At 72.3% G+C, this 23,572-nt stretch carries 19 protein-coding genes and 1 pseudogene; 11 read left to right on the top strand and 9 right to left on the bottom strand.

The features are described from left to right. The first annotated feature begins 146 nt into the window (after window positions 1–146). A complete protein-coding gene (locus tag ACH4VX_RS20030) occupies window positions 147–947 on the top strand; it encodes an endonuclease I family protein (RefSeq protein ID WP_398368738.1) in 801 nt (266 codons plus the stop codon). A 68-nt stretch (window positions 948–1,015) separates the two neighbouring features. On the opposite strand, the gene ACH4VX_RS20025 is transcribed toward ACH4VX_RS20030, so the two are convergent. The 3 genes and pseudogenes from ACH4VX_RS20025 to ACH4VX_RS20015 all read right to left on the bottom strand — a co-directional run. Beyond that, entirely contained in the window at window positions 1,016–3,247 is a 2,232-nt protein-coding gene (locus ACH4VX_RS20025) for a tetratricopeptide repeat protein (protein ID WP_398368737.1), read from the bottom strand. Further along, window positions 3,244–3,663, bottom strand: a complete 420-nt coding sequence (locus tag ACH4VX_RS20020) for a hypothetical protein (protein WP_398368736.1) — start codon at window positions 3,661–3,663, stop codon at window positions 3,244–3,246. Before ACH4VX_RS20020 ends, ACH4VX_RS20025 begins: the two co-directional genes overlap by 4 nt. 60 nt (window positions 3,664–3,723) lie before the next feature. Further along, window positions 3,724–3,894, bottom strand: a pseudogene (locus ACH4VX_RS20015) (hypothetical protein); the annotation flags it as partial. A 352-nt stretch (window positions 3,895–4,246) separates the two neighbouring features. Here ACH4VX_RS20015 and ACH4VX_RS20010 point away from each other — a divergent pair. Further along, on the top strand, window positions 4,247–4,603 hold the full coding sequence (locus ACH4VX_RS20010) for a peptidase inhibitor family I36 protein (RefSeq protein WP_398368735.1): 357 nt from the start codon (window positions 4,247–4,249) through the stop codon (window positions 4,601–4,603). Between the two features lie 10 nt (window positions 4,604–4,613). On the opposite strand, the gene ACH4VX_RS20005 is transcribed toward ACH4VX_RS20010, so the two are convergent. Then, window positions 4,614–6,299, bottom strand: a complete 1,686-nt coding sequence (locus tag ACH4VX_RS20005; protein WP_398368734.1) for a thiamine pyrophosphate-binding protein — start codon at window positions 6,297–6,299, stop codon at window positions 4,614–4,616. Further along, entirely contained in the window at window positions 6,296–7,264 is a 969-nt protein-coding gene (gene speB, locus ACH4VX_RS20000; RefSeq protein ID WP_398368733.1) for an agmatinase, read from the bottom strand. Before speB ends, ACH4VX_RS20005 begins: the two co-directional genes overlap by 4 nt. Window positions 7,265–7,417: 153 nt before the next feature. Between speB and ACH4VX_RS19995 the strand changes: the two genes are divergently transcribed. Both ACH4VX_RS19995 and ACH4VX_RS19990 read left to right on the top strand, forming a co-directional pair. After that, window positions 7,418–9,043 (top strand): helix-turn-helix domain-containing protein, encoded by a 1,626-nt coding sequence (locus ACH4VX_RS19995; RefSeq protein WP_398368732.1) that lies wholly within the window; start codon window positions 7,418–7,420, stop codon window positions 9,041–9,043. A gap of 99 nt (window positions 9,044–9,142) precedes the next feature. Beyond that, the gene (locus ACH4VX_RS19990) at window positions 9,143–9,934 is read left to right on the top strand and encodes a phosphatase (protein WP_398368731.1); all 792 of its coding nucleotides are present in this window, start codon (window positions 9,143–9,145) and stop codon (window positions 9,932–9,934) included. 64 nt (window positions 9,935–9,998) lie between these two features. Here ACH4VX_RS19990 and ACH4VX_RS19985 read toward each other — a convergent pair whose 3' ends face one another. From ACH4VX_RS19985 to ACH4VX_RS19970, 4 genes are all read right to left on the bottom strand, one after another. Continuing rightward, a complete protein-coding gene (locus ACH4VX_RS19985) occupies window positions 9,999–10,520 on the bottom strand; it encodes a DUF4232 domain-containing protein (protein WP_398368730.1) in 522 nt (173 codons plus the stop codon). Window positions 10,521–10,939: 419 nt separating this feature from the next. Beyond that, entirely contained in the window at window positions 10,940–11,809 is an 870-nt protein-coding gene (locus tag ACH4VX_RS19980) for an acyl-CoA thioesterase (protein WP_398368729.1), read from the bottom strand. Between the two features lie 35 nt (window positions 11,810–11,844). Continuing rightward, window positions 11,845–13,002: an acyl-CoA dehydrogenase family protein gene (locus tag ACH4VX_RS19975; protein WP_398368728.1), complete on the bottom strand. Its 1,158-nt coding sequence runs from the start codon at window positions 13,000–13,002 to the stop codon at window positions 11,845–11,847. Window positions 13,003–13,118: 116 nt separating this feature from the next. Then, window positions 13,119–13,718 carry a TetR/AcrR family transcriptional regulator gene (locus ACH4VX_RS19970; RefSeq protein ID WP_398368727.1) on the bottom strand — a complete coding sequence of 200 codons (600 nt, stop codon included), beginning with the start codon at window positions 13,716–13,718 and terminating at the stop codon, window positions 13,119–13,121. A gap of 87 nt (window positions 13,719–13,805) precedes the next feature. Between ACH4VX_RS19970 and ACH4VX_RS19965 the strand changes: the two genes are divergently transcribed. The 7 genes from ACH4VX_RS19965 (at window position 13,806) to ACH4VX_RS19935 (ending at window position 23,401) form a co-directional block, all read left to right on the top strand. After that, window positions 13,806–15,422 carry a carboxyl transferase domain-containing protein gene (locus ACH4VX_RS19965; RefSeq protein WP_398368726.1) on the top strand — a complete coding sequence of 539 codons (1,617 nt, stop codon included), beginning with the start codon at window positions 13,806–13,808 and terminating at the stop codon, window positions 15,420–15,422. 14 nt (window positions 15,423–15,436) lie between these two features. After that, window positions 15,437–17,446 carry an acetyl/propionyl/methylcrotonyl-CoA carboxylase subunit alpha gene (locus ACH4VX_RS19960; protein ID WP_398368725.1) on the top strand — a complete coding sequence of 670 codons (2,010 nt, stop codon included), beginning with the start codon at window positions 15,437–15,439 and terminating at the stop codon, window positions 17,444–17,446. Continuing rightward, on the top strand, window positions 17,443–18,390 hold the full coding sequence (locus tag ACH4VX_RS19955; RefSeq protein WP_398368724.1) for a hydroxymethylglutaryl-CoA lyase: 948 nt from the start codon (window positions 17,443–17,445) through the stop codon (window positions 18,388–18,390). The genes ACH4VX_RS19960 and ACH4VX_RS19955 overlap by 4 nt, the downstream gene beginning before the upstream one ends. Window positions 18,391–18,396: 6 nt before the next feature. Continuing rightward, on the top strand, window positions 18,397–19,557 hold the full coding sequence (locus ACH4VX_RS19950) for an acyl-CoA dehydrogenase family protein (protein ID WP_398368723.1): 1,161 nt from the start codon (window positions 18,397–18,399) through the stop codon (window positions 19,555–19,557). Between the two features lie 634 nt (window positions 19,558–20,191). After that, window positions 20,192–22,396 carry a glycoside hydrolase domain-containing protein gene (locus ACH4VX_RS19945; protein ID WP_398368722.1) on the top strand — a complete coding sequence of 735 codons (2,205 nt, stop codon included), beginning with the start codon at window positions 20,192–20,194 and terminating at the stop codon, window positions 22,394–22,396. Between the two features lie 93 nt (window positions 22,397–22,489). Next, the gene (locus tag ACH4VX_RS19940; RefSeq protein ID WP_398368721.1) at window positions 22,490–22,657 is read left to right on the top strand and encodes a hypothetical protein; all 168 of its coding nucleotides are present in this window, start codon (window positions 22,490–22,492) and stop codon (window positions 22,655–22,657) included. Window positions 22,658–22,705: 48 nt separating this feature from the next. Beyond that, window positions 22,706–23,401 carry a hypothetical protein gene (locus ACH4VX_RS19935; RefSeq protein WP_398368720.1) on the top strand — a complete coding sequence of 232 codons (696 nt, stop codon included), beginning with the start codon at window positions 22,706–22,708 and terminating at the stop codon, window positions 23,399–23,401. Window positions 23,402–23,572: the final 171 nt, after the last annotated feature.

Here is a 23,572-nt window from a genome sequence, read left to right as displayed (position 1 = left end):
CCGCAGCATTCCGGGGAGTACACGCAGAGCGTAGTGACAGGTCCTTGTCACACAATCGCCACGTTCCCTCCACTCGCTTGACTGCATGTGCATGCCACTCTCTCGGGTATCCCCATCGTGCAACCCGCGTAGATCGGACACCCCACATGCTCGCGATACGCATACGCCGCCGCAACGCGGTGGCACTCGCCACGGCCGCCGTCCTCGCCGGCCTCACCGCCCCCGCCCTGACCCCCACGGCCACGGCCACCGCGGCCACCTACGACGCCGCGTACTACGACGCCGCCGCCGACAAGACGGGCGACGCCCTCAAGGACGCCCTCCACACGATCATCAGCGACCAGACCAAGCTCTCGTACTCGGCCGTCTGGAACGCCCTGAAGGTCACCGACCAGGACCCCGCCAACAGCAACAACGTGATCCTGCTGTACTCCGGGATCTCCCGCAGCAAGTCCCTCAACGGCGGGGACACCGGCGACTGGAACCGCGAGCACGTGTGGGCCAAGTCGCACGGCGACTTCGGCACCTCCACCGGCCCCGGCACCGACCTGCACCACCTGCGCCCCGAGGACGTCCGGGTCAACTCCGTCCGCAGCAACAAGGACTTCGACAACGGCGGCAGCTCGTTCACCAACGGCGGCGGCAGCCTGACCGACTCGAACTCCTTCGAGCCGCGCGACGCGGTGAAGGGCGACGTGGCCCGCATGATCCTCTACATGGCCGTCCGCTACGAGGGCACCGACGGCTGGCCCGACCTGGAGCCCAACGACTCCGTCACCAACGGCAGCGCCCCGTACATCGGCAAGCTCTCCGTCCTCAAGTCCTGGCACCAGGAGGACCCGCCGGACGCCTTCGAACGGCGCCGCAACGACGTCATCCACGACTCCTACCAGCACAACCGCAACCCGTTCATCGACCACCCGGAGTGGGTCGAGTCGATCTGGTGAACCGGACACCGGCACCGGCTGCCACGGTGGCCGGTGCCGGGGCGGTACCCCCTCATGCCCGACGCGTCTCAGGGACCCGCGGCCCCACCCGCGGGCGGCACCGCCCGGACCTCGGCGTCCCAGGCGCGGGCCGCGACGGTCTCGGGATGGTCCTCGCCCAGGATCGCGGCCCGCTGCCCGGCCACCTCGCGCGCGCTCTCGGCGGCCTGCTCCCGCTTGCCCTGCGCGTACTGGGCCCGGCTGAGCTGGATGAGCACCCCGAGGACCAGCGGATGGTCGTCCCCGTACCCGGCCCGCTGTCCGGCGAGCACCCGACGGAAGAGGTCCTCGGCCTCGGCGCCCCGGCCGGAGCGCAGGAGCCCCCGCGCCAGTGCGTCGCGCGCCCACACGGTGACCAGGTGGTCGGGGCCGAGACGGCGTTCGCAGTCCCCCACCAGCTCCTCTGCCGCCGTCGTGTAACCATCGAACTCGTCCTGAGTGAGGCGGAGTTCCAGCACCTCACAGCGGGTCTTGAGGGTGGCGACGTGGTCCTCGCCGAGCATGTGGCGGCGACCGTCCAGGACTGCTTCCAGCAGCGTACGGGCTTGTGTCAGGTCACCCAGTCGGTGCAGCACCCGCTGCAGTTCGTAGGCCGCGTCCAGGGTGCGCGCGTCATGGGGTCCGAGCGTGCGCAGCGCGCCCTGGTGGATCGGCCGCAGGAGGCCGGCGGCTTCGGCGTACCGGCCGAGTCTGAACAGGACGGTGCCCTGACCCGACCGGGCCTCGACGGTCGCCGGGTTCTCGTCCCCCAGGTGCTCCGCGGCCGTCTTCCCCACGGTGGAGGCCAGGGCCAGCGCGGCGGTCCAGTCCCCCGCCTCGTACACCAGCCGCGCGACGCGCGCCGCGATCCGTACGGATTCCGCCGTCACCAGGCCGTGGCGGTGGGACCGGTGCAGCAGGCCGGTCGCGTGCGGTGCCAGGAGCCGCACCTGGGAGCGGGCCCGCGGTGACGCGGCGCCCTCCCGCGGCAGTGCCGCCCGCAGCAGCCGGCCCGCCGCTCCCGCCAGCAGCTCGCGCTCCGCGTCGGGCACGCCCGCGGCGACACTGTCCAGCAGGACCCCGTGGGCCTTCACACAGCGGTGCCCGTCCGTCTCGACCATGTCGATCAGCGAGTGGTCGAGGAGCGCGCGCAGGGCCGGTTCGACCCTGGCGGCGGTCAGCGGCGGATCGAGGTGTTCGAGGCCGGCCCCGCCCTGTGCCGCCGGCATCAGCAGCGACAGCGGCACGGGGTCCGCCGCCCAGAAGGACAGCAGCCGCAGCAGGGCCGTCGCCTCCGGCAGGCCGCCTTCCGCCAGGCTGTCCAGCGACAGCTGCCACGTGCGGCCCACGAGGTGACGGGACTGTCCTCCGCCGGTTGCCGACGCTCCCCGGTCGACCAGGGCCGTCGACTCCTCGGTCAGTTTCCGGTCGTACTCGTCCATGGACCACGACTCCAGCAGCTGGTGGGCCAGATGTGCCCCGGCCAGGGTCAGTGCCAGGGGCAGGCAGCCCAGGCGCCGGGCGACCTTCCGCGCGGACTCCCGCGTACCCGCGTCCGGAGCCAGATCACGCAGGACCAGGGTCGCGTCCTCCAGGGGAAGCACACCGAGCCGGTGGCTGCTCGTCCCCGGCGTGCGCCACAGCGGGGAGGTCGCGTGGCGGGTGGTCACCAGCACCGTCCCCGAGGGGCTCGGGCGCAGCCAGGCGCCTTCCTCCAGGATGCCGGGGTCGTCGGCGTTGTCGAGGACCAGCAGCCAGGGTTGTGCCGAGTGGTCCAGGTAGTGCCAGACCAGGTCGGCCGCGGCGCGTCGGCCGCCGGCCGCGGCGGCCAGTTCGCCGTCGGCGGCACCGCGGTCACCGGCGACGGCGAGCATGCCGGCGCGCAGGGACACCCGTTCGGAGGCGTTGACCCACAGGCCGACGCGGCCGTGGTCCCGTACGGCCTCGGTGAACAGGGTGTGGGCGACGGCCGTCTTGCCGCAGCCGCCCATGCCGTGCAGGACCTGGACGCCGCCGCCGGGTCCGGTCACAGCGGCCCGTAGGCGCTCCATGAGGTCGGTGCGGTCCCGCAGGACGCCGGGCACGCGGCCGACCAGGGGCATGCGGACGGAGTCGGGAGCGGTTCCCCGGGGTTCGGCCGGGCCCGTCCACGGGTGACCGAACAGCGGGGCCGAGCCCGGGGCGTAGTGGTGGACGTGTTCCTCGATGTACTGGTCGCCACCGGTCTGGTAGACCCGGGCGCTGCCCGAGGCGCGGCCCTCCATCGGCCTCGGCAGGCTCACCGTTCGGTGATGTGCTGGTCGCGCCCGGCCTGGTAGACCCGGGCGCTGCCCGACGCGCGGGCCCGCAGGTGGATGTGGGGTGTATCCGGTTCCTCCGGCATCGACGGGGCCAACTCGTCCAGGAGGCTGCGCAGTTCGTCGGCGACATCCGGCCGGGCGAGCAGCAGGCGCCGTACGCGGCCCTGCCACTCGGCGGTCAGCTCGGCCTCGGCTTCGGCGTCACCGGCCCGGCGCGCGAGGAGCAGTTCCTCACGGCCTGCGTCCAGTTCCTCACCGACGCTCTCGGCTCTGGCGGGCTGGAAACGGCGCCACAGGGCGACCATGCCGTCCCGCGCCGATTCCCAGGCACTCGTCACCATCAACGTGACGACGGTCGTGCCCGCCGTCCCTGCCAGTGCGGCGATCTCCGGATCCATGGTCCTCCCCTACGGCCGATCCCCGATCCTAGAGCCCCGGGCCGCTCGCGGCACGGGGATTCACTCCCCGTGCGCCGGCGCGAACATCCGCAGCACGGCGGGGAGTACGACCACCGACGGGCCCGGTGCCGTCAGGGACTTCGCCAGGTCCGCGCGCCGCTCCTCGTACTCGGGCAGCGCGGTCCGCAGCAGCCGCCAGAAGTCCTCCCGGTGCCCGGACACCTTCACGTGGGCCCGTTCGTGGCCACGTCCGACGGTGGCCCGGCCGGGAAGCCTGCGACCTCAGGGAACATATCGCTCACCGGATCACCTCCGCAGCCGATCGAATGATCAACATTCTGCACGTGCGGGGAAGTCGGCCACCCGTGGAGAGCCGGTCCGGTGACGCCGGGCGCGTACGCCCCGCGCGGACGTCTCCGCCGCTCGGCGGGAGCACGCCGCCGAGCCTCCGGTTCGCTCCATCAGGTGGTGTGAGCGGCGACGCCGGGCGATCGGCTCCGGCCCGCCGCGACCATGGAACGGCCCCGGCACACCCGCCGGGGCCGTTCCATTCCCCCCCACGACCGCCTTGCTGGAGAGTTCCGTGAAGACTCGTTCCTGGTCCCTCGCCGCCGTCCTCGCCCTGGCCGCGCTCCTGTTGCCCGCCCACACGGCGTCCGCCGCCCCGGCCGCGCCCCCTTCCTGCCCCGACGGGTCCGTGTGCTTCTGGAGCAAGGAGGGCTTCGGCGGCGACTACTGGGAGTGGACCGCGCGCAGCGGCTACCGCGACATGCCGCCCCGTCTCCACGACCACGTCGGCTCGGTCGTCGCGAGCACCCGGGCCTGCTTCGTGAACTGGCAGCCGGTCGAGAAGCGGGACGTCTTCAACGGCGACTGGCGCTCCCGCTACCTCGGCGACTTCGGCGGGCGCATCGACGGGGTGGGTCCGGGCGGCTGCTGACCGGCCGGATTCAGTCCAGGTGCGTCGGCGCGAACATCCGCAGGACCGCCGGGAGCACGACCACCTGGGGCCCGGGCGTCGACAGCGCCTTCGCGAGGTCCTGTTCCAGGGTCTCGGGGCTGGTGCGCACACCCGGTACGCCGAAGGACTCCGCGAGGGCCACGTAGTCGGGGCGGGTGGGTTCCGTCGCCGTGGGTTCGCCGGAGGCGTCGGTCATGTACTCGCGCAGGATGCCGTGGTCGCCGTCGTCGACGATCAGCCAGGTGACGTCGAGGTCGTACTGGCGGGCCGTGGCCAGCTCGGCGACGGAGTACAGGGCGCCGCCGTCGCCGGAGACCGCCAGCACCGGGCGGGTGGGGTCGGCGACCGCCGCGCCGAGGGCGGCCGGGAAGCCGTAGCCGAGGCCGCCGGCGCCCTGCGCGGAGTGCAGGTGGTTGGGGCCCATGGCGTCGAACGCGGACCAGGCCCAGTAGGCCAGGGTCGTCATGTCCCAGAAGGACGGCGAGCCGGTGGGCAGGGCGCGGCGGACCGCTGTCAGCACCTGCTGTTCCAGGGCGAGTTCCTGGGCGGCGATGCGCTCACGGACACGGTCCAGAACCCCCCGTACCCGCTCGGGAGCCGCCGCGTCCTCGCGCGGTTCCACCGTCTCCAGGAGCGCCTGGAGCGCGAGGCGGGCGTCGGCGTGGATGCCGAGGCCCGGGTGGTTGGACTCCAGCTTGCCGAGGTCGGCCTCGATCTGGATCACCCGGCCGCGGGGCTTGAACGTGTGGCGGTCGGAGGAGAGTTCGCCGAGACCGGAGCCGACGACCAGCAGGACGTCGGCATCCTCCAGGAAGTCGGTGGTGTGGCGGTCCTGGAGCCAGGACCGCAGCGACAGCGGGTGCGTCCAGGGGAAGGCGCCCTTGCCGCCGGGGGTGGTGGCCACCGGGGCCTGGATCCGCTCGGCGAGCTGCCTCAGCTTGCCGGAGGCGTCCGAGCGGACCACTCCCCCGCCGGCGACGATCGCCGGCCGGGCGGCGTTCGCCAGCAGGTGGGCGGCGAGCGCGGTGAGTTCGGGGCGTGGGGGCAGCTCGTCGGGGGTGGCGTCCATCGCCGTCACCACGGGCAGGGTCGTCTCCGCGAGCAGGACGTCCTGCGGGATCTCCACCCACACCGGGCCGTGCGGGACGGTCAGCGCCGACTGCCAGGCCGCCGCGATCACGGACGGGATCTGGGACTGCGTACGGGCCGTGTGGACGGACTTGACCACACCGCGGAACGCGGCCGACTGGTCGGGGAGTTCGTGCAGGTAGCCGTGGCGGCCACCGCCCAGGCCGGCCGTCGGGACCTGGCTGCAGATCGCCAGTACCGGCGCCGAGGCCGCCGCCGACTCCTGGAGCGCGGCCAGCGAGGTGAGGGCGCCCGGGCCGGCCGACAGCAGCAGCGGGGCCGCCTCGCCGGTGATCCGGCCGTACGCGTCCGCCGCGAAACCGGCGTTGTTCTCCACGCGCAGACCGATGTACCGCAGGTCGGAGCGGCGCAGGGCGTCGAACACGCCGGGGGCGTGCCGGCCGGGCAGGCCGAAGACGGTGGTCGCGCCGAGCCCGGCCAGGGTCTCCACGACCAGGTCCCCGCCGTTGCGGCCGGGGGGAGGATTCAGCGCGGCCTCCGTCTGCGCGGCGGTCGGGCGGAGCACCAGGTCGTGGTCGTGGGTCACTGCGTACGGGCCTCTGCAATCCGGCGGGACATGATCGTGGTCAGTTCGTACGCCGTGTGGGAGGCGGCGACCGAGGTGATCTCGGCGTGATCGTACGCGGGCGCCACCTCGACGACGTCCGCCGAGACCAGGTTGCAGGAGGCGAGTCCGCGCAGGATCTCGAGGAGCTCGCGGGAGGTCATGCCGCCGGCCTCGGGGGTGCCGGTGCCGGGGGCGTGGGCCGGGTCCAGGCAGTCGATGTCGATGGAGATGTACAGCGGGCGGTCGCCGATGCGCTGCCGCAGCTGGTCGGCGACCTCGTCGGCGCCCCGGCGGTAGACGTCGGCGGAGGTGACGATGCCGAAGCCCATCTTCTCGTCGTCGGTGAGGTCCTGCTTGCCGTAGAGCGGGCCGCGGGTACCGACGTGGGAGAGGGCGGAGGTGTCGAGGATGCCCTCCTCGACCGCGCGGCGGAACGGGGTGCCGTGGGTGTACTCGGCGCCGAAGTAGGTGTCCCAGGTGTCGAGGTGGGCGTCGAAGTGGAGCAGGGCGACGGGGCCGTGCTTCCTGGCGACGGAGCGGAGCAGCGGCAGGGCGATGGTGTGGTCGCCGCCCAGGGTCATCAGGCGGGCGCCGGTGCCGAGGAGGTCGTCGGCGGCGGCCTCGATCGTCTCCACGGCCTCGTTGATGTCGAAGGGGTTCACGGCGATGTCACCACCGTCCGCGACCTGGGCGAGGGCGAAGGGGGAGGCGTCCTGCGCGGGGTTGTAGGGGCGCAGCAGCCGGGACGCCTCACGGATGGCGTTGCCTCCGAAGCGGGCGCCCGGCCGGTAGGAGACGCCCGAGTCGAACGGCACGCCCACCACGGCGACGTCGGCGCGGCCGACCTCGTCGAGACGCGGCAGCCGGGCGAAGGTCGCGGGACCGGCGTACCGCGGGACGCGGGAGGAGTCGACGGGGCCGCGGGGCGTCTCGTTGCTGCTCATGGGTACTGCCTTCTTTCCTGCTCTTCGCCTTGGCTCATGCGTCCGCCCGCACCCGCGGGCTGCCGGTCCGTCCCGACCATAGAGGGGCGGAAAGCATCTGCGAAGTGTACGTTTCATCCATTCCCGCCGCACGGAATGGAGGAAGTGTCCAGCATGTCGGACCCCATGGTTCCGCCCACGCCGCCCGTGCCCCTGGAGGCCCTGCTGGCCCGCGCGGACCTCGGCCTGCGCCGGGTCGCCGGGCCCGACGACCCCGGCACCGTCGTGCACTGGGCGCACGCCTCGGAGATGGCGGACCCGTACCCGTATCTGCTGGGCGGGGAGCTGCTGCTGTCGGCGGGGGCGCACATCCCTCAGGGGGCGGGCGCGGGGTACTTCGACGCGTACGTCTCGCGGATCATGGCGGCGGGCGGGGCGGCGCTCGGGTTCGGCGTGGCACCGGTGCACGAGGCGGTGCCCAAGGCGCTGGTGGAGGCCTGCGAGATGCACGGTCTGCCGTTGCTGGAGGTGCCGCCGCGGACCACGTTCTCGGGGGTGGCGCGGGCGGTCTGGCAGCTGATGGCGCAGGCCCGGCTGGCGGAGCTGCGCCGGGTCACGGAGGCCCAGCAGAGCCTCGCCACCGCCGCCGCCCGCCCGGACCCGCTCCGGCCGGTGCTCCACCAACTGGCCCAGCGGACCGGCGGCTGGGCCGTGTTGTTCGCCCCGGACACCACCGAACTGGCCACCGCGGGAACCACCCCACCCCCCGAGGCAAGACAGTCCCTGACCACCCTGGCCGCGGTGGTACGACCCCCCGCCCCGACTGCGGGCAGTCATGCCGCCGCAGCCGCGGGCAGTCGTGCCGCTGGGGCGATGGGGGTCCCCCCGCTCGAGCGAAGCCGAGAGTGGGGGAGGGTGGGCGCGGCGGCACCCGGCAAACGCCGGCAAGTGAAACCCTCACCCGGCGAGCACCGACAAGCGGCGCCCACCCCCGCCTCCGCCAGCGACACAGTCAGCGGCACCCACCTCGCCGCCTACGCCCTGGGCGCACAGCAGGGCTTCGTACTCGGCGTGGCCTCACCCCACCGCGCCCCCGGCGACCACACCATCGCCTCCGTCGCAGCCGCCCTGCTCTCCCTCCTCACCGGCCGGCAACGGAGCGGCACCGCAGCGGCCCACTCCTCCGCACTCGTACGGCTGCTGCTGGGCAGTCCGCCCGGGGACGTGGCCCCCCTGCTCGGCGGGGAGCGGTGGCAGGTGGTCCACGCCCGGCCGGACGGCCACACCGCACCGGACCCCCTGGCCGCCTCCGCGCTCGGCACAGCGCTCGGCTCGCCCCTGGTCGACCCGGCCGGCGAGACCGTACGCGTCCTGGTGCCGGCCGACCGCCCCGTGGGGCCGCTGCCGGGCTGGACCCTCGGCGTCAGCACCGCCGCCGCCCCGCCCGACTGGCCGGACGCCGACATCCAGGCCGCCCGCGCCCTGGCCCGGGCCCGCGCCACTCGCGCCCCGCTGCTCCGGCACGGCGAGCGCCCCGCCCTCGCCGACCTCGTCCCGCCGCACGACGCGGACGCCCACGCCCGGTCGCTGCTCGCGCCGATAGCGGCCGCTCCCGCCCTCACCGACACCCTGCGCACCTGGCTCTCCCTGCACGGCAGCTGGGACCGTACGGCGGTGGCGTTGTCGGTGCACCGCAACACCGTGCGGCAGCGGATCGCGCGGTGCGCGGCACTGCTGGAGGCGGACCTGGACGACCCGGACGTACGGATGGAGCTGTGGTTCGCGCTGCGCCGGACGTGAGGACCTGAGTAGCCGTACGGAGTCGACTGAGTACGTGACGCACGTCCCAGCGCGCGATACGCCAGGGACGCCCACGGGCCGCTGCTCCACAATGGGGGCATGCCGATACCCGGGACACCCAGCCGCGCCGAACTCGTCGAACACCTAATCACCACGCGTATCGCGGGCGATGTCGCCACGCCGCGCGAGAACAACCTCTCCCACTACCGCAAACTGGCGAACGGCGACCGCCACTTCTGGCTCGGACTGGAACTCGGCGACCGCTGGACCGACGAGCAGGACGTGCTGGCGGTGATGGCGGAGCGGGTCGGCGTCAACGACGATCCCGAGCACCGGTACGGGCAGGACACCATCGACCCGGAGCTGACCGTGGCCGGGATCGAGCGCATGGCCGGGCGGCTGCGCAAGGCGGCGGAGGGGCAGCAGCGGGTGCTGTTCGCGACCGGTCACCCGGGCGGGCTGCTGGACGTGCACCGTGCGACGGCCGCCGCGCTGCGGGCCGCCGGCTGCGAGATCGTGGTCATCCCGAACGGGCTGACCACGGACGAGGGTTATGTGATGCAGTTCGCGGACGTGGCGGTGCTGGAGCACGGCGCCACGCTGTGGCACACCCACTCCGGTGAGCCGATGAAGGCCATCCTGGCCGCCCTGGAGCGCGAGGGCCGCCCGCTGCCCGACCTGGTCGTCGCCGACCACGGCTGGGCGGGTGCGGCCGGGCAGTACGGCGTCGACTCCGTCGGCTACGCCGACTGCAACGACCCGGCCCTCTTCGTCGCCGAGTCCGAGGGCACCGTTCAGGTCACGGTCCCCCTCGACGACCACGTCACCAGCCCCCGCCACTACGACCCGATGACCGCGTACCTGCTGGCGGAGGCCGGTCTGGCGCGGTGAAACGCCCCGTCGGCCGGGCGCGGGGGACACGCCCGGCCGACGGGGCAGCCGGTGAACGCGGGGATCAGTTGAGGAACGGGACGGCGTCGGCGGCGTCGGCGTGCCAGTTGGTGGCGATCGGCCGGTCGACCGTGGCGGTGTCGGGGAGGCGGAGCGTGACGGCGTTCTCCTCGTCGCCGGCGACCGAGAGGTGGAGCCGGTCGAACTGCACGCCGTTGTCGTTGTTGGTGGACTTGGGGCTGATGCCGGCGTAGGCGACGGCGGAGCCGGCGAGGACGACGTCGTCGCTGACGCTGTGCTCGGCGGGCGAGACCTCGGTGTCGGGGTGGGAGCCGAAGGAGGCGGAGGGGAACACGCCTTCCAGGTGGCAGATGATGCCGGGCTTGGCCTTGGCGGTGATCAGGTAGTAGCCGCCCGCCTGCGTCTTGGACGTGACCTTGAAGGTCAGGTCGCTGGTCGCGCAGGCCTGGGTGGTGGAGCGGCCGCTGTCGGCGGTGGCCGTGGCGGTGGCGGCGCCGCCGAGGGCGAGCGCGGCGACGGCGGCCAGGGCCAGACGGGCGGAGCGGGTGGTGAGGCGTGAACGCATGGTGGTCTCCATGGTGTGACGTGGTGGATCGGCCGGCGGGCTGCCGGGATGACCGCAGCTTGTGCCGTGATCCGTCCCACCCGCCACATCAGCCGCCCATCACGGGACGCCGGAACGCTGGAACGGCCTCTGACCAGCACGGATGCCGACCGCCTGGAACGGTCCCCTGGGACGCGGACAGCCGTCCGGCCCCCGCGCGGGACACGATGCCGTCGGCGGATCCCGTCGCCGTTCGGTGAGGGGAGCGGTTCTCCCGGAGTGACGCCGTCCACGCGGTGTTCCGCTGGGAGAAACGCTCCCATCGTGTTGCGGGGGCGGGTGCCTGGCGGCCGTCCGACGAATTCGCCAACGGCGTCGGGACACGTGCGGGGGCCGCTTCCGCACGTCACGTGGAGGGGAAGGGGACGTCCGGGGCCGGCTCAGGGGCGCGGGACCCGGACCACGCCCTCCTGGATGACCGAGACCGCGAGGCGGCCGTCCTGGGTGTGGATGCGGGCCTGACCGAGGCCGCGGCCGCCGTGGGCCGACGGGGACTGCTGGTCGTACAGGAGCCACTCGTCGGCGCGGAACGGGCGGTGGAACCACATCGCGTGGTCCAGGGACGCGCCGACGACGTCGCCGACGGCCCAGCCGCCGCGGCCGTGGGCGAGGAGGACGGAGTCCAGCAGCGTCATGTCGGAGACGTACGTGGCGAGGACGACGTGCAGCAGGGGGTCGTCCGCGAGCTTGCCGTTGGTGCGGAACCACACCTGGGAGTGGGGTTCGCGGGGCTCGCCGAAGCGGCCGTAGGGCGGCTCGTCGACGTAGCGCAGGTCGACGGCGGCGCGTGCCTGAAGGAAGCGCTCCACGACCTCGGGCGCGAGGTGGGCGTACCCGCGCAGGCGCTCCTGCGACGTGGGCAGCGTGGCCGGGTCGGGGGACGGCGGCATCGGTTCCTGGTGGTCCAGGCCCTCCTCGTACGTCTGGAAGGACGCCGAGAGGTGGAAGATCGGCTTTCCGTGCTGGACCGCGACCACCCGCCGGGTGGTGAAGGAGCGGCCGTCGCGGATCCGGTCGACGGTGTAGACGATCGGGGCGCCGGGGTCGCCGGGGCGCAGGAAGTACGCGTGCAGGGAGTGGGCGGGCCGGTCCTCGGGGACGGTCCGCCCGGCGGCGACCAGCGCCTGCGCCGCGACCTGCCCGCCGAAGACGCGGGGGACGACGGCGGGGCGGGAGTGGCCGCGGAAGATGTTCTCCTCGATCTGCTCGAGGTCGAGCAGATCGAGGAGTTCCTGGAGTGCCTGACTCATGGGGTCAGTTGTATACGGCAGGGATTTCCGGGACCTTACAGCCCCATGTCCTTGGCGATGATCGACTTCATGATCTCGCTGGTGCCGCCGTAGATGCGGTTGACGCGGTTGTCCGCGTACAGACGGGCGATCGGGTACTCGTTCATGTAGCCGTAGCCGCCGTGCAGCTGGAGGCAGCGGTCGATGACGCGGTGCGCGACCTCGGTGCAGAACAGCTTGGCGCTGGCGGCCTCGGCGGGGGTGAGCTCGCCGGCGTCCAGGGCCTCGGTGGCGCGGTCGGCGACGGCCTCGGCGGCGTCCACCTCGGCCTGGCAGGCGGCCAGCTCGAACTTGGTGTTCTGGAAGTGGGCGACCGGCTTGCCGAAGACGGTGCGTTCCTGCACGTACTGCTTGGCGAACCGGACGGCGGCCTTGGCCTGCGCGTAGGCGCCGAAGGCGATGCCCCAGCGCTCGGAGGCGAGGTTGTGGCCGAGGTAGGAGAAGCCCTTGTTCTCCTCGCCGAGCAGGTCCTCGACGGGCACCTTGACGTCGACGAACGCCAGCTCGGCGGTGTCGGAGGTCTTCAGGCCGAGCTTGTCGAGCTTGCGGCCCACCGAGTAGCCCTCGGACTTGGTGTCGACGGCGAACAGGGAGATGCCGTGGCGGCGGTCCTCGGCCGTCGGGGCGGCGGTGCGGGCGCAGACGATCACCTTGTCGGCGTGCACACCGCCGGTGATGAAGGTCTTGGCGCCGTTGAGGACGTAGTGCGTGCCGTCCTCGCTGAGCTTGGCGGTGGTCTTCATGCCCGCGAGGTCGGAGCCGGTGCCCGGCTCGGTCATCGCGATGGCCCACATCTCCTCGCCGGAGACGAACTTCGGCAGGAAGCGCTTCTTCTGCTCGTCGGTGGCCAGCATCTTGAGGTAGGGCAGGGCGAGCAGCACGTGCACGCCGGAGCCGCCGAACTGGACGCCCGCGCGGGCGGTCTCCTCGTAGAGGACGGCCTCGAACTTGTGGGTGTCCATGCCCGCGCCGCCGAACTCCTCGGGCACGCTGATGCCGAAGATGCCCAGCTCACCGAGCTTGTAGTAGAAGTCGCGGGGCGCCTGGCCCGCCGCGAACCACTCGTCGTAGACGGGGACGACCTCGGCCTCGATGAAGGCGCGGATGGTCTCCCGGAACGCCTCGTGATCCTCGTTGAAAACCGTACGGCGCACTGTCCGCCACCTCCAGTACCTGGGCATGTCTAAGCGCTTGCTCAGATCAAAGGTACCGGCGAGTATCCACAGCCGTCCAGAGCGGAGGCCCCGTAACGCTCGTCACTCCGCCGGGGTCATCGCGAGCCCGCCGCCGCGAAGGCCCCCCGGGCCATCCGGTGCAGCAGCTCGGCGGTGCCGGCCCGGCCGGGCAGGGAGCCGGGGCGGGTCAGGTGCGGGGTGGAGTTGAGCAGGCCGAACACCGAGTGGACCGCCGAGCGGGCGGCCGGTTCGGCCAGCTCCGGGTACAGCTCGCGGACCACCCCCACCCACAGCTCGACGTACTGCCGCTGCAGCTGGCGGACCAGCTTGCGGTCGGTGTCCCGGAGGCGGTCCAGCTCACGGTCGTGCAGGGTGATGAGGGGGCGGTCGTCGAGCGCGAAGTCGATGTGCCCCTCGATCAGCGAGTCGAGGACCGTCTCGGGGGCCGCGACCCCGTCGGCCTCCTCCAGGCGCCGCTTCGCGCCGGTCAGCAGCTGCCCGCTGATCCCCACCAGCAGTTCCGCGAGCATCGCGTCCTTGCCCGCGAAGTGCCGGTAGAGCCCGGGGCCGCTGATGCCGACCGCGGCGCCTATCTCGTCGACCCCGACGCCGTGGAAGCCGCGTTCGGCGAAGAGCCGCGCGGCCTCCTTGAGGATCTGCTCGCGGCGGGTGGGGGCGTCGGTTCTGGTGGCCATGAAGACGATTCTAGACAGGGAGGTTAGCGGTCGTTAACCTGGAGGAAATGCGTTAACGCTCATTAACAAGGTGAGGGGACCCGCAGGATGCATGAGGCACCGGAGCTTCACAGCGCGGCCGATCCCGCGTCGGAGGCCTTTCGGGCCAACGAGGAGGCGCACCGCGCGCTCGTCGAGGAGCTGCGCGGCAAGCTGGCCGCGGCGGCGCTCGGCGGCGGCGAGCGGGCGCGGGCACGGCACACCGCGCGGGGGAAGCTGCTCCCGCGCGAGCGCGTGGACACGCTCCTCGACCCCGGATCGCCCTTCCTGGAGCTGGCCCCGCTGGCGGCCGACGGGATGTACGAGGGGCAGGCCCCGGCGGCCGGCGTGATCGCCGGGATCGGGCGGGTGAGCGGCCGGGAGTGCGTGGTCGTGGCCAACGACGCCACCGTCAAGGGCGGCACGTACTACCCGATGACGGTGAAGAAGCACCTGCGCGCGCAGGAGGTGGCGCTCGACAACCGGCTCCCCTGCGTCTACCTGGTGGACTCGGGCGGTGCCTTCCTGCCGATGCAGGACGAGGTGTTCCCGGACCGGGACCACTTCGGGCGGATCTTCTACAACCAGGCCCGGATGTCCGGCGCCGGCATCCCGCAGATCGCGGCGGTGCTCGGCTCGTGCACGGCGGGCGGGGCGTACGTCCCGGCGATGAGCGACGAGGCGGTGATCGTCCGCAATCAGGGCACGATCTTCCTGGGCGGCCCGCCGCTGGTGAAGGCGGCCACCGGTGAGGTGGTCACGGCGGAGGAGCTGGGCGGCGGCGAGGTCCACTCGCGGGTGTCGGGCGTGACCGACCACCTCGCGGAGGACGACGCGCACGCGCTGCGGATCGTCCGCACCATCGTGTCCACGCTGCCCGCGCGGGGCTCCCTGCCCTGGCGGGTGGAGCCGGCGGTCGAGCCCAAGGTGGACCCGGCGGGGCTGTACGGGGCGGTGCCGGTCGACTCCCGCACGCCGTACGACGTACGCGAGGTCATCGCGCGCATCACCGACGGCTCCCGTTTCGCCGAGTTCAAGTCGGAGTTCGGGCAGACCCTGATCACCGGCTTCGCCCGGATCCACGGCCACCCGGTGGGCATCGTCGCCAACAACGGCATCCTGTTCTCCGAGTCGGCGCAGAAGGGCGCCCACTTCATCGAGCTGTGCGACCAGCGCGGCATCCCGCTGGTGTTCCTGCAGAACATCTCGGGCTTCATGGTGGGCCGGGACTACGAGGCGGGCGGTATCGCCAAGCACGGCGCCAAGATGGTCACGGCGGTCGCCTGCACACGGGTGCCGAAGCTGACGGTGGTGGTCGGCGGGTCGTACGGGGCGGGCAACTACTCGATGTGCGGGCGGGCGTACTCGCCCCGGTTCCTGTGGATGTGGCCCAACGCCAAGATCTCGGTCATGGGCGGTGAGCAGGCCGCCTCGGTCCTCGCGACCGTGAAGCGGGACCAGCTTCAGGGGCGCGGCGAGGAGTGGGCGGCGGAGGACGAGGACGCTTTCAAGGCCCCGATCCGTGCTCAGTACGAGCGTCAGGGGAACGCCTACTACGCGACGGCCCGCCTCTGGGACGACGGCGTGATCGACCCGATGGAGACCCGGCAGGTCCTGGGCCTGGCCCTGACCGCGTGCGCCAACGCGCCACTGGGCGATCCCCAGTTCGGCGTCTTCCGGATGTGAGGGGACGGACGAAGATGTTCGAGACAGTGCTTGTGGCCAACCGGGGCGAGATCGCGGTCCGCGTCATCCGCACGCTGCGGTCGACGGGCGTGCGCTCGGTGGCCGTGTACTCCGACGCGGACGCCGACGCCCGGCACGTCCGGGAGGCCGACACGGCCGTACGGATCGGACCGGCGGCGGCCTCGGAGAGCTACCTGTCGGTGGAGCGGCTGCTTCGGGCCGCCGCCCGCAGCGGCGCGCAGGCGGTCCACCCCGGGTACGGCTTCCTCGCCGAGAACGCCGCCTTCGCGCGGGCGTGCGCCCAGGCGGGGCTGGTGTTCATCGGACCCCCGGCGGACGCGATCGCCCTGATGGGCGACAAGATCCGCGCGAAGGAGACGGTGCAGGCGGCCGGGGTGCCGGTGGTCCCCGGCTCCAGCGGCAGCGGCCTCACGGACGAGCAGCTCGCCGACGCGGCCCGGGGGATCGGCATGCCGGTGCTGCTGAAGCCGTCGGCCGGCGGTGGCGGCAAGGGCATGCGCCTGGTGCGGGACGCGGCGCGGCTGGCCGACGAGATCGCCGCCGCGCGGCGCGAGGCCCGCGCCTCCTTCGGTGACGACACCCTGCTGGTCGAGCGGTGGATCGACCGCCCCCGGCACATCGAGATCCAGGTGCTGGCCGACGGCCACGGAGGCGTCGTGCACCTGGGGGAGCGCGAGTGCTCGCTGCAGCGCCGCCACCAGAAGATCATCGAGGAGGCGCCCAGTGTGCTCCTCGACGAGGAGACCCGGGCCGCGATGGGCGAGGCGGCGGTCCAGGCGGCCCGCTCCTGCGGCTACCGGGGCGCGGGCACGGTGGAGTTCATCGTCCCGGGCACCGACCCGTCGTCGTACTACTTCATGGAGATGAACACCCGCCTCCAGGTGGAGCACCCGGTCACCGAGCTGATCACCGGGCTCGACCTGGTGGAGTGGCAGCTGCGGGTGGCGGCGGGCGAGCCGCTCGGCTTCGGGCAGGAGGACATCACGCTGACCGGTCACGCGGTGGAGGCCCGCGTCTGCGCCGAGGACCCCGCGCGAGGCTTCCTCCCCTCCGGGGGCACGGTGCTGAGGCTGCGCGAACCGCAGGGCGACGGGGTGCGCACCGACTCCGGGCTGAGCGAGGGCACGGAGGTCGGCAGCCTCTACGACCCGATGCTGTCCAAGGTGATCGCGTACGGCCCCGACCGGGCGAGTGCGCTGCGCGGGCTCCGGGCGGCGCTCGCGGGGACGGTGACGCTGGGCGTGCAGACCAACGCCGGGTTCCTGCGGCGGCTGCTGGCGCATCCGGCCGTGGTGTCGGGCGAGCTGGACACGGGGCTGGTCGAGCGTGAGGTGGACGGGCTCGTACCGGACGGGGTGCCGGCGGAGGCGTACGCGGCGGCGGCGCTGCTGCGCCAGGCCTCCCTCGGCCGGTCCGCCGGCAGGTCCGGCTGGGCCGATCCGTTCGACGCCGCCGACGGCTGGCGCATGGGCGGTGAGCGGGCGTGGACGGCACATCACCTGCGGGTGCCGGGCCACGACCCGGTGACCGTGCGCGTGCGCAGCACACCGGACGGCGGTACGGAACTGCTGCTGCCCGGGGCCGACGTCCCGCTGCGGGGGTCCGCGGGCGTACGGGGCGAGGACCGGTTCACGTTCGCACTCGACGGCGTCACCCACACCTTCGCCACCGTGGCGGACGGCACCTGGCTGGGCCGCGACGGCGACGCCTGGCACGTGCGTGACCACGACCCGGTCGCCGCGTCCCTCACCCGCGCCGGCCGGGCGGGCGCCGACTCGCTGACCGCGCCGATGCCGGGCACGGTGACGGTGGTGAAGGTCGCCGTCGGCGACGAGGTGGCCGCCGGCCAGAGCCTGCTGGTGGTGGAGGCGATGAAGATGGAGCACGTCATCTCCGCCCCGCACGCCGGCACGGTCACCGAACTGGACGTGGCCCCTGGCACGACGGTCGCCATGGACCAGGTGCTGGCCGTGATCGCACCCGTGGAGGAGGAGACGGCATGAACGCCCCGGAACTGGGCCTGCCCATGGCCGTACCGGCCGGGGGACTGCCCGCGCGGGTCCGCATCCACGAGGTGGGCGCGCGCGACGGACTGCAGAACGAGAAGGCGACCGTCCCGACGGCCGTCAAGGCGGAGTTCGTCCGCCGCCTGGCCGGGACCGGTCTGAGCACCATCGAGGCGACGAGCTTCGTGCACCCCACGTGGGTGCCCCAGCTGGCGGACGCCGAGGAGCTGTACCCGGCCGTGGCCGGCCTGCCGGTGTCGCTGCCGGTGCTGGTGCCGAACGAGCGCGGCCTGGACCGCGCGCTGGCGCTGGGCGCCCGGCGGGTGGCGGTGTTCGCCAGCGCCACGGAGTCCTTCGCCAAGGCCAACCTCAACCGCACGGTGGACGGGGCGCTGGCCATGTTCGAGCCGGTGGTGCGGCGGGCGAAGGCGGAGGACGTCCACGTCCGCGGTTACCTGTCGATGTGCTTCGGCGACCCGTGGGAGGGCGCGGTACCGGTCCCGCAGGTGGTGAAGGTCTGCCGGGCCCTGCTGGACATGGGCTGTGACGAGCTGAGCCTGGGCGACACCATCGGGGTGGCGACCCCGGGCCATGTGACGGCCCTGCTCACCGCGCTCACCGAGGCGGACGTCCCCGTGTCCGCGCTCGGCGTGCACTTCCACGACACCTACGGCCAGGCGCTGTCCAACACGCTGGCCGCGCTCCAGCAGGGCGTCACCACGGTCGACGCCTCGGCCGGCGGTCTCGGCGGCTGCCCGTACGCCAAGTCCGCCACCGGCAATCTCGCCACCGAGGACCTCGTGTGGATGCTGCGGGGCCTCGGCATCGACACCGGGGTCGATCTCGGCCGTCTGGTCGCCACAAGCGTCTGGATGGCCGCCCACCTGGGCCGACCCAGCCCGTCCCGCACCGTACGAGCCCTCTCCCACCAGGAGTCGTGAAGGACCATGGACCACAAGCTCTCCCCCGAACTGGAAGAACTCCGCCGCACGGTCGAGGAGTTCGCACACGATGTGGTGGCGCCGAAGATCGGTGACTTCTACGAGCGGCACGAGTTCCCGTACGAGATCGTGCGGGAGATGGGCCGGATGGGCCTCTTCGGGCTGCCGTTCCCGGAGGAGTACGGCGGCATGGGCGGGGACTACTTCGCGCTCGGCGTGGCCCTGGAGGAGCTGGCGCGGGTCGACTCCTCGGTGGCCATCACCCTGGAGGCGGGCGTCTCCCTGGGCGCGATGCCGCTCCATCTCTTCGGCACCGAGGCGCAGAAGCGCGAGTGGCTCCCCCGGCTGTGCTCGGGCGAGATCCTCGGCGCGTTCGGTCTGACCGAGCCGGACGGCGGCAGCGACGCGGGCGCGACCCGTACGACGGCCCGGCTGGACGAGTCGACGAACGAGTGGGTCATCAACGGCACCAAGTGCTTCATCACCAACTCGGGCACGGACATCACCGGGTTGGTCACGGTCACCGCGGTGACCGGCCGCAAGCCCGACGGCAGGCCGCTGATCTCGGCGATCGTCGTCCCGTCGGGCACGCCGGGCTTCACCGTGGCGGCCCCGTACTCGAAGGTCGGCTGGAACGCCTCGGACACGCGTGAGCTGTCCTTCGCCGACGTCCGCGTCCCGGCCGCCAACCTCCTCGGCGAGGAGGGCCGCGGTTACGCGCAGTTCCTGCGCATCCTGGACGAGGGCCGCATCGCCATCGCCGCGCTGGGCACGGGTCTGGCGCAGGGCTGTGTGGACGAGTCGGTGAAGTACGCCAAGGAGCGGCACGCCTTCGGCCGGCCGATCGGCGCCAACCAGGCGATCCAGTTCAAGATCGCCGACATGGAGATGAAGGCCCACACGGCCCGCCTCGCCTGGCGCGACGCGGCCAGCCGTCTGGTGGCCGGCGAGCCGTTCAAGAAGGAGGCGGCCCTGGCCAAGCTGTACTCGTCCACGGTCGCCGTGGACAACGCCCGGGACGCCACCCAGATCCATGGCGGCTACGGCTTCATGAACGAGTACCCGGTGGCCCGTATGTGGCGCGACTCGAAGATCCTGGAGATCGGTGAGGGCACGAGCGAGGTCCAGCGGATGCTGATCGCCCGGGAGCTGGGTCTGGCGGGCTGACCCGCCGCCCGCCCGGGCCCTGACGGACACCGGCCCCGCGCCCTTCGGCGCGGGGCCGGCCGGCGTGTGCGGGCGCCCGTACCGCCCGGTCGACGAGGAGGCGTCGCGCCTCCGCGACACCCGAGACGGCCTCGGGGTTGTGCACGATCTCCATTCCCTTTCGGTCACGGTTCCATCACGAACTCCCCTCCTCCGCTCCCGGAACAACACAGTCCGTCCATAGCGGACTTGACCGGCCGTCAGGGGAAAAGAAAGATCACGAACGTTGCCACGGAGCACGCGACCGGTGCGCCGGGCACAGAGCCGAGGGGGGCGTATCCGGGTCCGCGCGACAGCTTCCAGCAGCGCATGCCGCCGTACGGGGCGGCGTGCACGGACACTCGGGGGGACCTGTTCCACAGTGCCGCGCCACGATCCGGTGGCGGACGTTCCACTGACCCGCACCCCCTGAAGGGCTGCCCCGCCGTCGAGCGGCCGCGCACCCGCGGCCGTCGCACGCCCCGCGCGCCGTCACCGCTCACGGCCGGGCGGACGGTGCCGCGCCCGACGCAGCCGCACAGGCCACGAACGACCTCATGACCGGCGGGCCCCACCGGGCCCGCTCCGTGCCGGACCGACAGGAGAAGACGGATCCATGGCTGACGAAATGGTGCTTCGCGCCCAGAGATTCATCAACACCACGTACAACAACGGCGCGACCCTGGGCATAGGCAAGCTGGAGGAGAACGGCCAGACCGGCTGGCCCGTGATGTACGCCCTGACCCGGGCGCTCCAGTACGAGATGGGCATCACCTCCCTGTCCAACTCCTTCGGCCCGACCACCCTCGGGAAGCTGGGGGAGCTGTACGGCAAGCTCGACGAGACGACCGTCCCGTCGGCCAACTTCTGCCGCATCATCCAGTCCGCCCTGTACTGCAAGGGCTACGACGGCGGCGAGATCGACGGAAAGTACAACGACCGGGTCAAGGACGCGGTCGTGAAGCTCAACCAGAACATGGGCGTCTCGGGCACCTACCCGGGCAGCTCCCTGTGGCCCAAGGTGGTCAAGGGCCTGTTCAACATGGACGCCTACGTCACCGTCAGCAACGGATCGGACACCATCCGCTCCATCCAGCAGTGGCTGAACGGCAAGTACGTCCTGCGCAAGGACTTCTACATCATCCCCTGCGACGGCCACCACTCCCGCGACGTGGCCAAGTCGATGCTGTTCGCGATCCAGTACGAGCTGGGCATGGCGGACGGCGTCGCCAACGGCGTGTTCGGACCGGGCACCCAGTCCGGCCTGAAGAGCCACACCGTGTCGAACGGCACCACCGGCGTCTGGGCGCAGCTCTTCACCGCGGCCATGATCCTGAACAAGCGGAACGTCCCCTTCGGCAACTTCACCTCCACGGTGCAGTCCGGCGTGGAGACCTTCCAGTCCTTCAGCAAGCTCCCCGTGACCGGCAAGGGCGACTTCCAGACCTGGGCCTCGCTGCTCGTCTCCTACGGCGACCAGTCCCGCAAGGGCACGGCCTGCGACGGCGTCACCAAGATCACGCCCGCGCGTGCGCAGGCGCTGAAGGACGCCGGCTACAAGTACATCGGCCGCTACCTCTTCAACCCCTCCGCCACGGACCTGCCGGAGAAGCAGATCCAGCCGGGCGAGCTCGCCACCATCAAGGAGTACGGGCTCAACTGCTTCCCGATCTTCCAGACGTGGAGCCGCTCCGCGGACTACTTCAGCCACAACCAGGGCACCATCGACGCGTTCCGCGCGATCGAGTGGGCCAAGTACCACGGTTTCAAGGCCGGCACCATCATCTACTTCGCCGTCGACTACGACGCGATGGACGGCGAGGTGACGTCCTACGTCATCCCACACTTCCGCGGGATCATGCGCACGATCGGCGAGAACTCCGGCTACGGCGTCGGCGTCTACGGTCCGCGCAACGTCTGCCAGCGCGTCGCCGACGCCGGCTACGCGGCGGCGAGCTTCGTCTCCGACATGTCCAGCGGCTTCTCCGGCAACCTCGGCTACCCGCTGCCCACCAACTGGGCGTTCGACCAGATCTCCACCGTCACGGTCGGCTCGGGCTCGGGCTCGATCGAGATCGACAACAACATCGTGTCCGGACGGGACTACGGCCAGAGCGACTTCGCCCCGGGCGCCGACCTCAACGAGCTGGACACGAACCTGGACAAGGACGCCTACCGGGCCCCGATGCTCCAGGACGTGAAGAGGTACCTGGAGTCGATCGGTGTCCCGGAGACCGGCGGCGACGGCTGGACCGACAAGGACTGGGCCTCCCTGGGCGGCATCTCCACCACCGAGGCGTTCGGCGCGGTGATGGACTCGGACTGGCTGTTCACCTCGCTGGCCCGGTCGCTGCGGATGCGCAAGGCGCTCATCCAGGCCCCGGTCCTGTGGGAGCTGCGCAAGCTCAACCCGCTCGACTTCGCCTCCGACGCGGCGGTCCTCGCGGGCCAGATGGACGACTGCAGCACCGGCTGGGGGCAGATCTTCGCCTCGACCGCCATCAAGGCCCGCAACTACTGCATCGGCGAAGGCATCATCAACGGCGAGGGACTGGACTACAACTCCAAGACCGACCTCCGCAAGGTCTGGGACCAGCTCCACGACGACCAGGAGTACAACGTCCGCACCGTCGCCTACGTGCTGCTCTGGAACTCGGAGCTGCTCGGCATCGACCGGCCCGACCTGAGCGGCAACGTCCACGTCACGGAGGCCGTGCTCGGCCGGTACAACGGCACCGGTCCGGACGCCGAGCAGTACGGCCAGGAGCTGATGGGTCTGTACAACGTCCTGGAGCAGTACAACGCGTTGTCGCGCGCCTAGTGGCGGCGGCGGACGGAGGAGGGCCGGTCGCGATGACCGGACGGTGGCAGGTCGCCCTGGGCGGGCGGGCCCGAACCGGCGGACGACGACCCCATGGTGCTCCGGCTGCCGGTCGTCGCCGTCGTCCCGTACGTCCTGCTCCGGCTGTCCGTGAACCGTTCCTTCAAGCGCCGCAGTCCGCTCGAACCCCGCACCTACTGGCTGCTCAGCGCCCTGGCCACCTTCCTGCCGACCACGGCGCTCATCATCTACTCACCGTGAGAAGGGAACAATGACGTGCACACCGAGAGGCGCGGCAGCGTGAACGGCATGTCGAGACGAGTCCTGGTGAAGACCACCGGGGTGATCACCGCCGCGGTCGCCGCGGGGCTCGTCGCCCCCGGCACCGCCCTGGCCGGCCCCCGGGCCGGTGCGACGACCGGGCCCGTGGCCGCGCCGGGGAAGAAGGCGCCCACATCGGCGAACGGCTGGTCCCTGGAGAAGGAGGCCAACCACGTCTCCACGGTGTGGACCCGTCCGGTGTCCGGCACCGGACTGGAGGCCGACGTGCGGATCGGCGACGTGGAGGCGCTGCTGCTGCACGTCGTCCGGCGCTACCACTACGAGGTCGAGCAGCTGCACCCGGGCGACCTCGCGGGCTGGCAGCCGATCGGCGGTCTGGCCGAGGACCGTCCGGAGTCGAACCTCGCCTCCGGCACCGCGGTGCGGATCCGTCCGGGCGCCGGCGCGAGCGGTTCGCTCTTCCCGCTGCAGGTGCTGACCGTGCGGGACATCCTCGCCGACTGCGAGGGCGTGGTGCGCTGGGGCGGCGACGACGACCGCGTCGACGAGTCGCTGTTCTACATCGACCTCGGCCCGGACGACGTACGGGTGCGGGAGGTCGCCGGCCGGTTCCGCGTCCGGGAGGTCACGCCCGGTCTGGGTGCCGGCGCCACCGTGGACGTGCTGGCCCCGTCCCGGCGGGAGCGCGCGAACCGCCTGCACCGGCAGCAGCGGGCGCACTGACCGGACACCGCCGGGGGCCGTCCCGTCGCCGAAGCCGGCGACGGGACGGCCCTTCGTCGTACGCGGGCGGCGGCCACGGCCGGACGGTGCACCGGTATCCGGCCACGGACGACGGCGGCCCCCGGCACGGTGAGGGCGCCGGGCACGCGGCGCGGTCCGGTCTTCCGGGCG

Source organism: Streptomyces sp. NPDC020731, assembly GCF_044334705.1.
In the GTDB taxonomy this organism is placed as follows: domain Bacteria; phylum Actinomycetota; class Actinomycetes; order Streptomycetales; family Streptomycetaceae; genus Streptomyces.
The sequence above is the reverse complement of the archived record's forward strand: the minus strand, read 5'-3'. Positions and strand labels throughout refer to the sequence as shown.

What these genes read in the sequence shown, in the direction of transcription:
- ACH4VX_RS19985 (WP_398368730.1), bottom strand. Translation starts at nt 10,520, where the DNA reads ATGCGTTCACGCCTCACCACCCGCTCCGCCCGTCTGGCCCTGGCCGCC.
- ACH4VX_RS19945 (WP_398368722.1), top strand. Translation starts at nt 20,192, where the DNA reads ATGGCTGACGAAATGGTGCTTCGCGCCCAGAGATTCATCAACACCACG.
- ACH4VX_RS19960 (WP_398368725.1), top strand. Translation starts at nt 15,437, where the DNA reads ATGTTCGAGACAGTGCTTGTGGCCAACCGGGGCGAGATCGCGGTCCGC.
- speB (WP_398368733.1), bottom strand. Translation starts at nt 7,264, where the DNA reads ATGAGCAGCAACGAGACGCCCCGCGGCCCCGTCGACTCCTCCCGCGTC.
- ACH4VX_RS19955 (WP_398368724.1), top strand. Translation starts at nt 17,443, where the DNA reads ATGAACGCCCCGGAACTGGGCCTGCCCATGGCCGTACCGGCCGGGGGA.
- ACH4VX_RS19965 (WP_398368726.1), top strand. Translation starts at nt 13,806, where the DNA reads ATGCATGAGGCACCGGAGCTTCACAGCGCGGCCGATCCCGCGTCGGAG.
- ACH4VX_RS19990 (WP_398368731.1), top strand. Translation starts at nt 9,143, where the DNA reads ATGCCGATACCCGGGACACCCAGCCGCGCCGAACTCGTCGAACACCTA.
- ACH4VX_RS19970 (WP_398368727.1), bottom strand. Translation starts at nt 13,718, where the DNA reads ATGGCCACCAGAACCGACGCCCCCACCCGCCGCGAGCAGATCCTCAAG.
- ACH4VX_RS19995 (WP_398368732.1), top strand. Translation starts at nt 7,418, where the DNA reads ATGTCGGACCCCATGGTTCCGCCCACGCCGCCCGTGCCCCTGGAGGCC.
- ACH4VX_RS19950 (WP_398368723.1), top strand. Translation starts at nt 18,397, where the DNA reads ATGGACCACAAGCTCTCCCCCGAACTGGAAGAACTCCGCCGCACGGTC.
- ACH4VX_RS20030 (WP_398368738.1), top strand. Translation starts at nt 147, where the DNA reads ATGCTCGCGATACGCATACGCCGCCGCAACGCGGTGGCACTCGCCACG.
- ACH4VX_RS19935 (WP_398368720.1), top strand. Translation starts at nt 22,706, where the DNA reads ATGTCGAGACGAGTCCTGGTGAAGACCACCGGGGTGATCACCGCCGCG.
- ACH4VX_RS20020 (WP_398368736.1), bottom strand. Translation starts at nt 3,663, where the DNA reads ATGGATCCGGAGATCGCCGCACTGGCAGGGACGGCGGGCACGACCGTC.
- ACH4VX_RS19940 (WP_398368721.1), top strand. Translation starts at nt 22,490, where the DNA reads ATGGTGCTCCGGCTGCCGGTCGTCGCCGTCGTCCCGTACGTCCTGCTC.
- ACH4VX_RS19980 (WP_398368729.1), bottom strand. Translation starts at nt 11,809, where the DNA reads ATGAGTCAGGCACTCCAGGAACTCCTCGATCTGCTCGACCTCGAGCAG.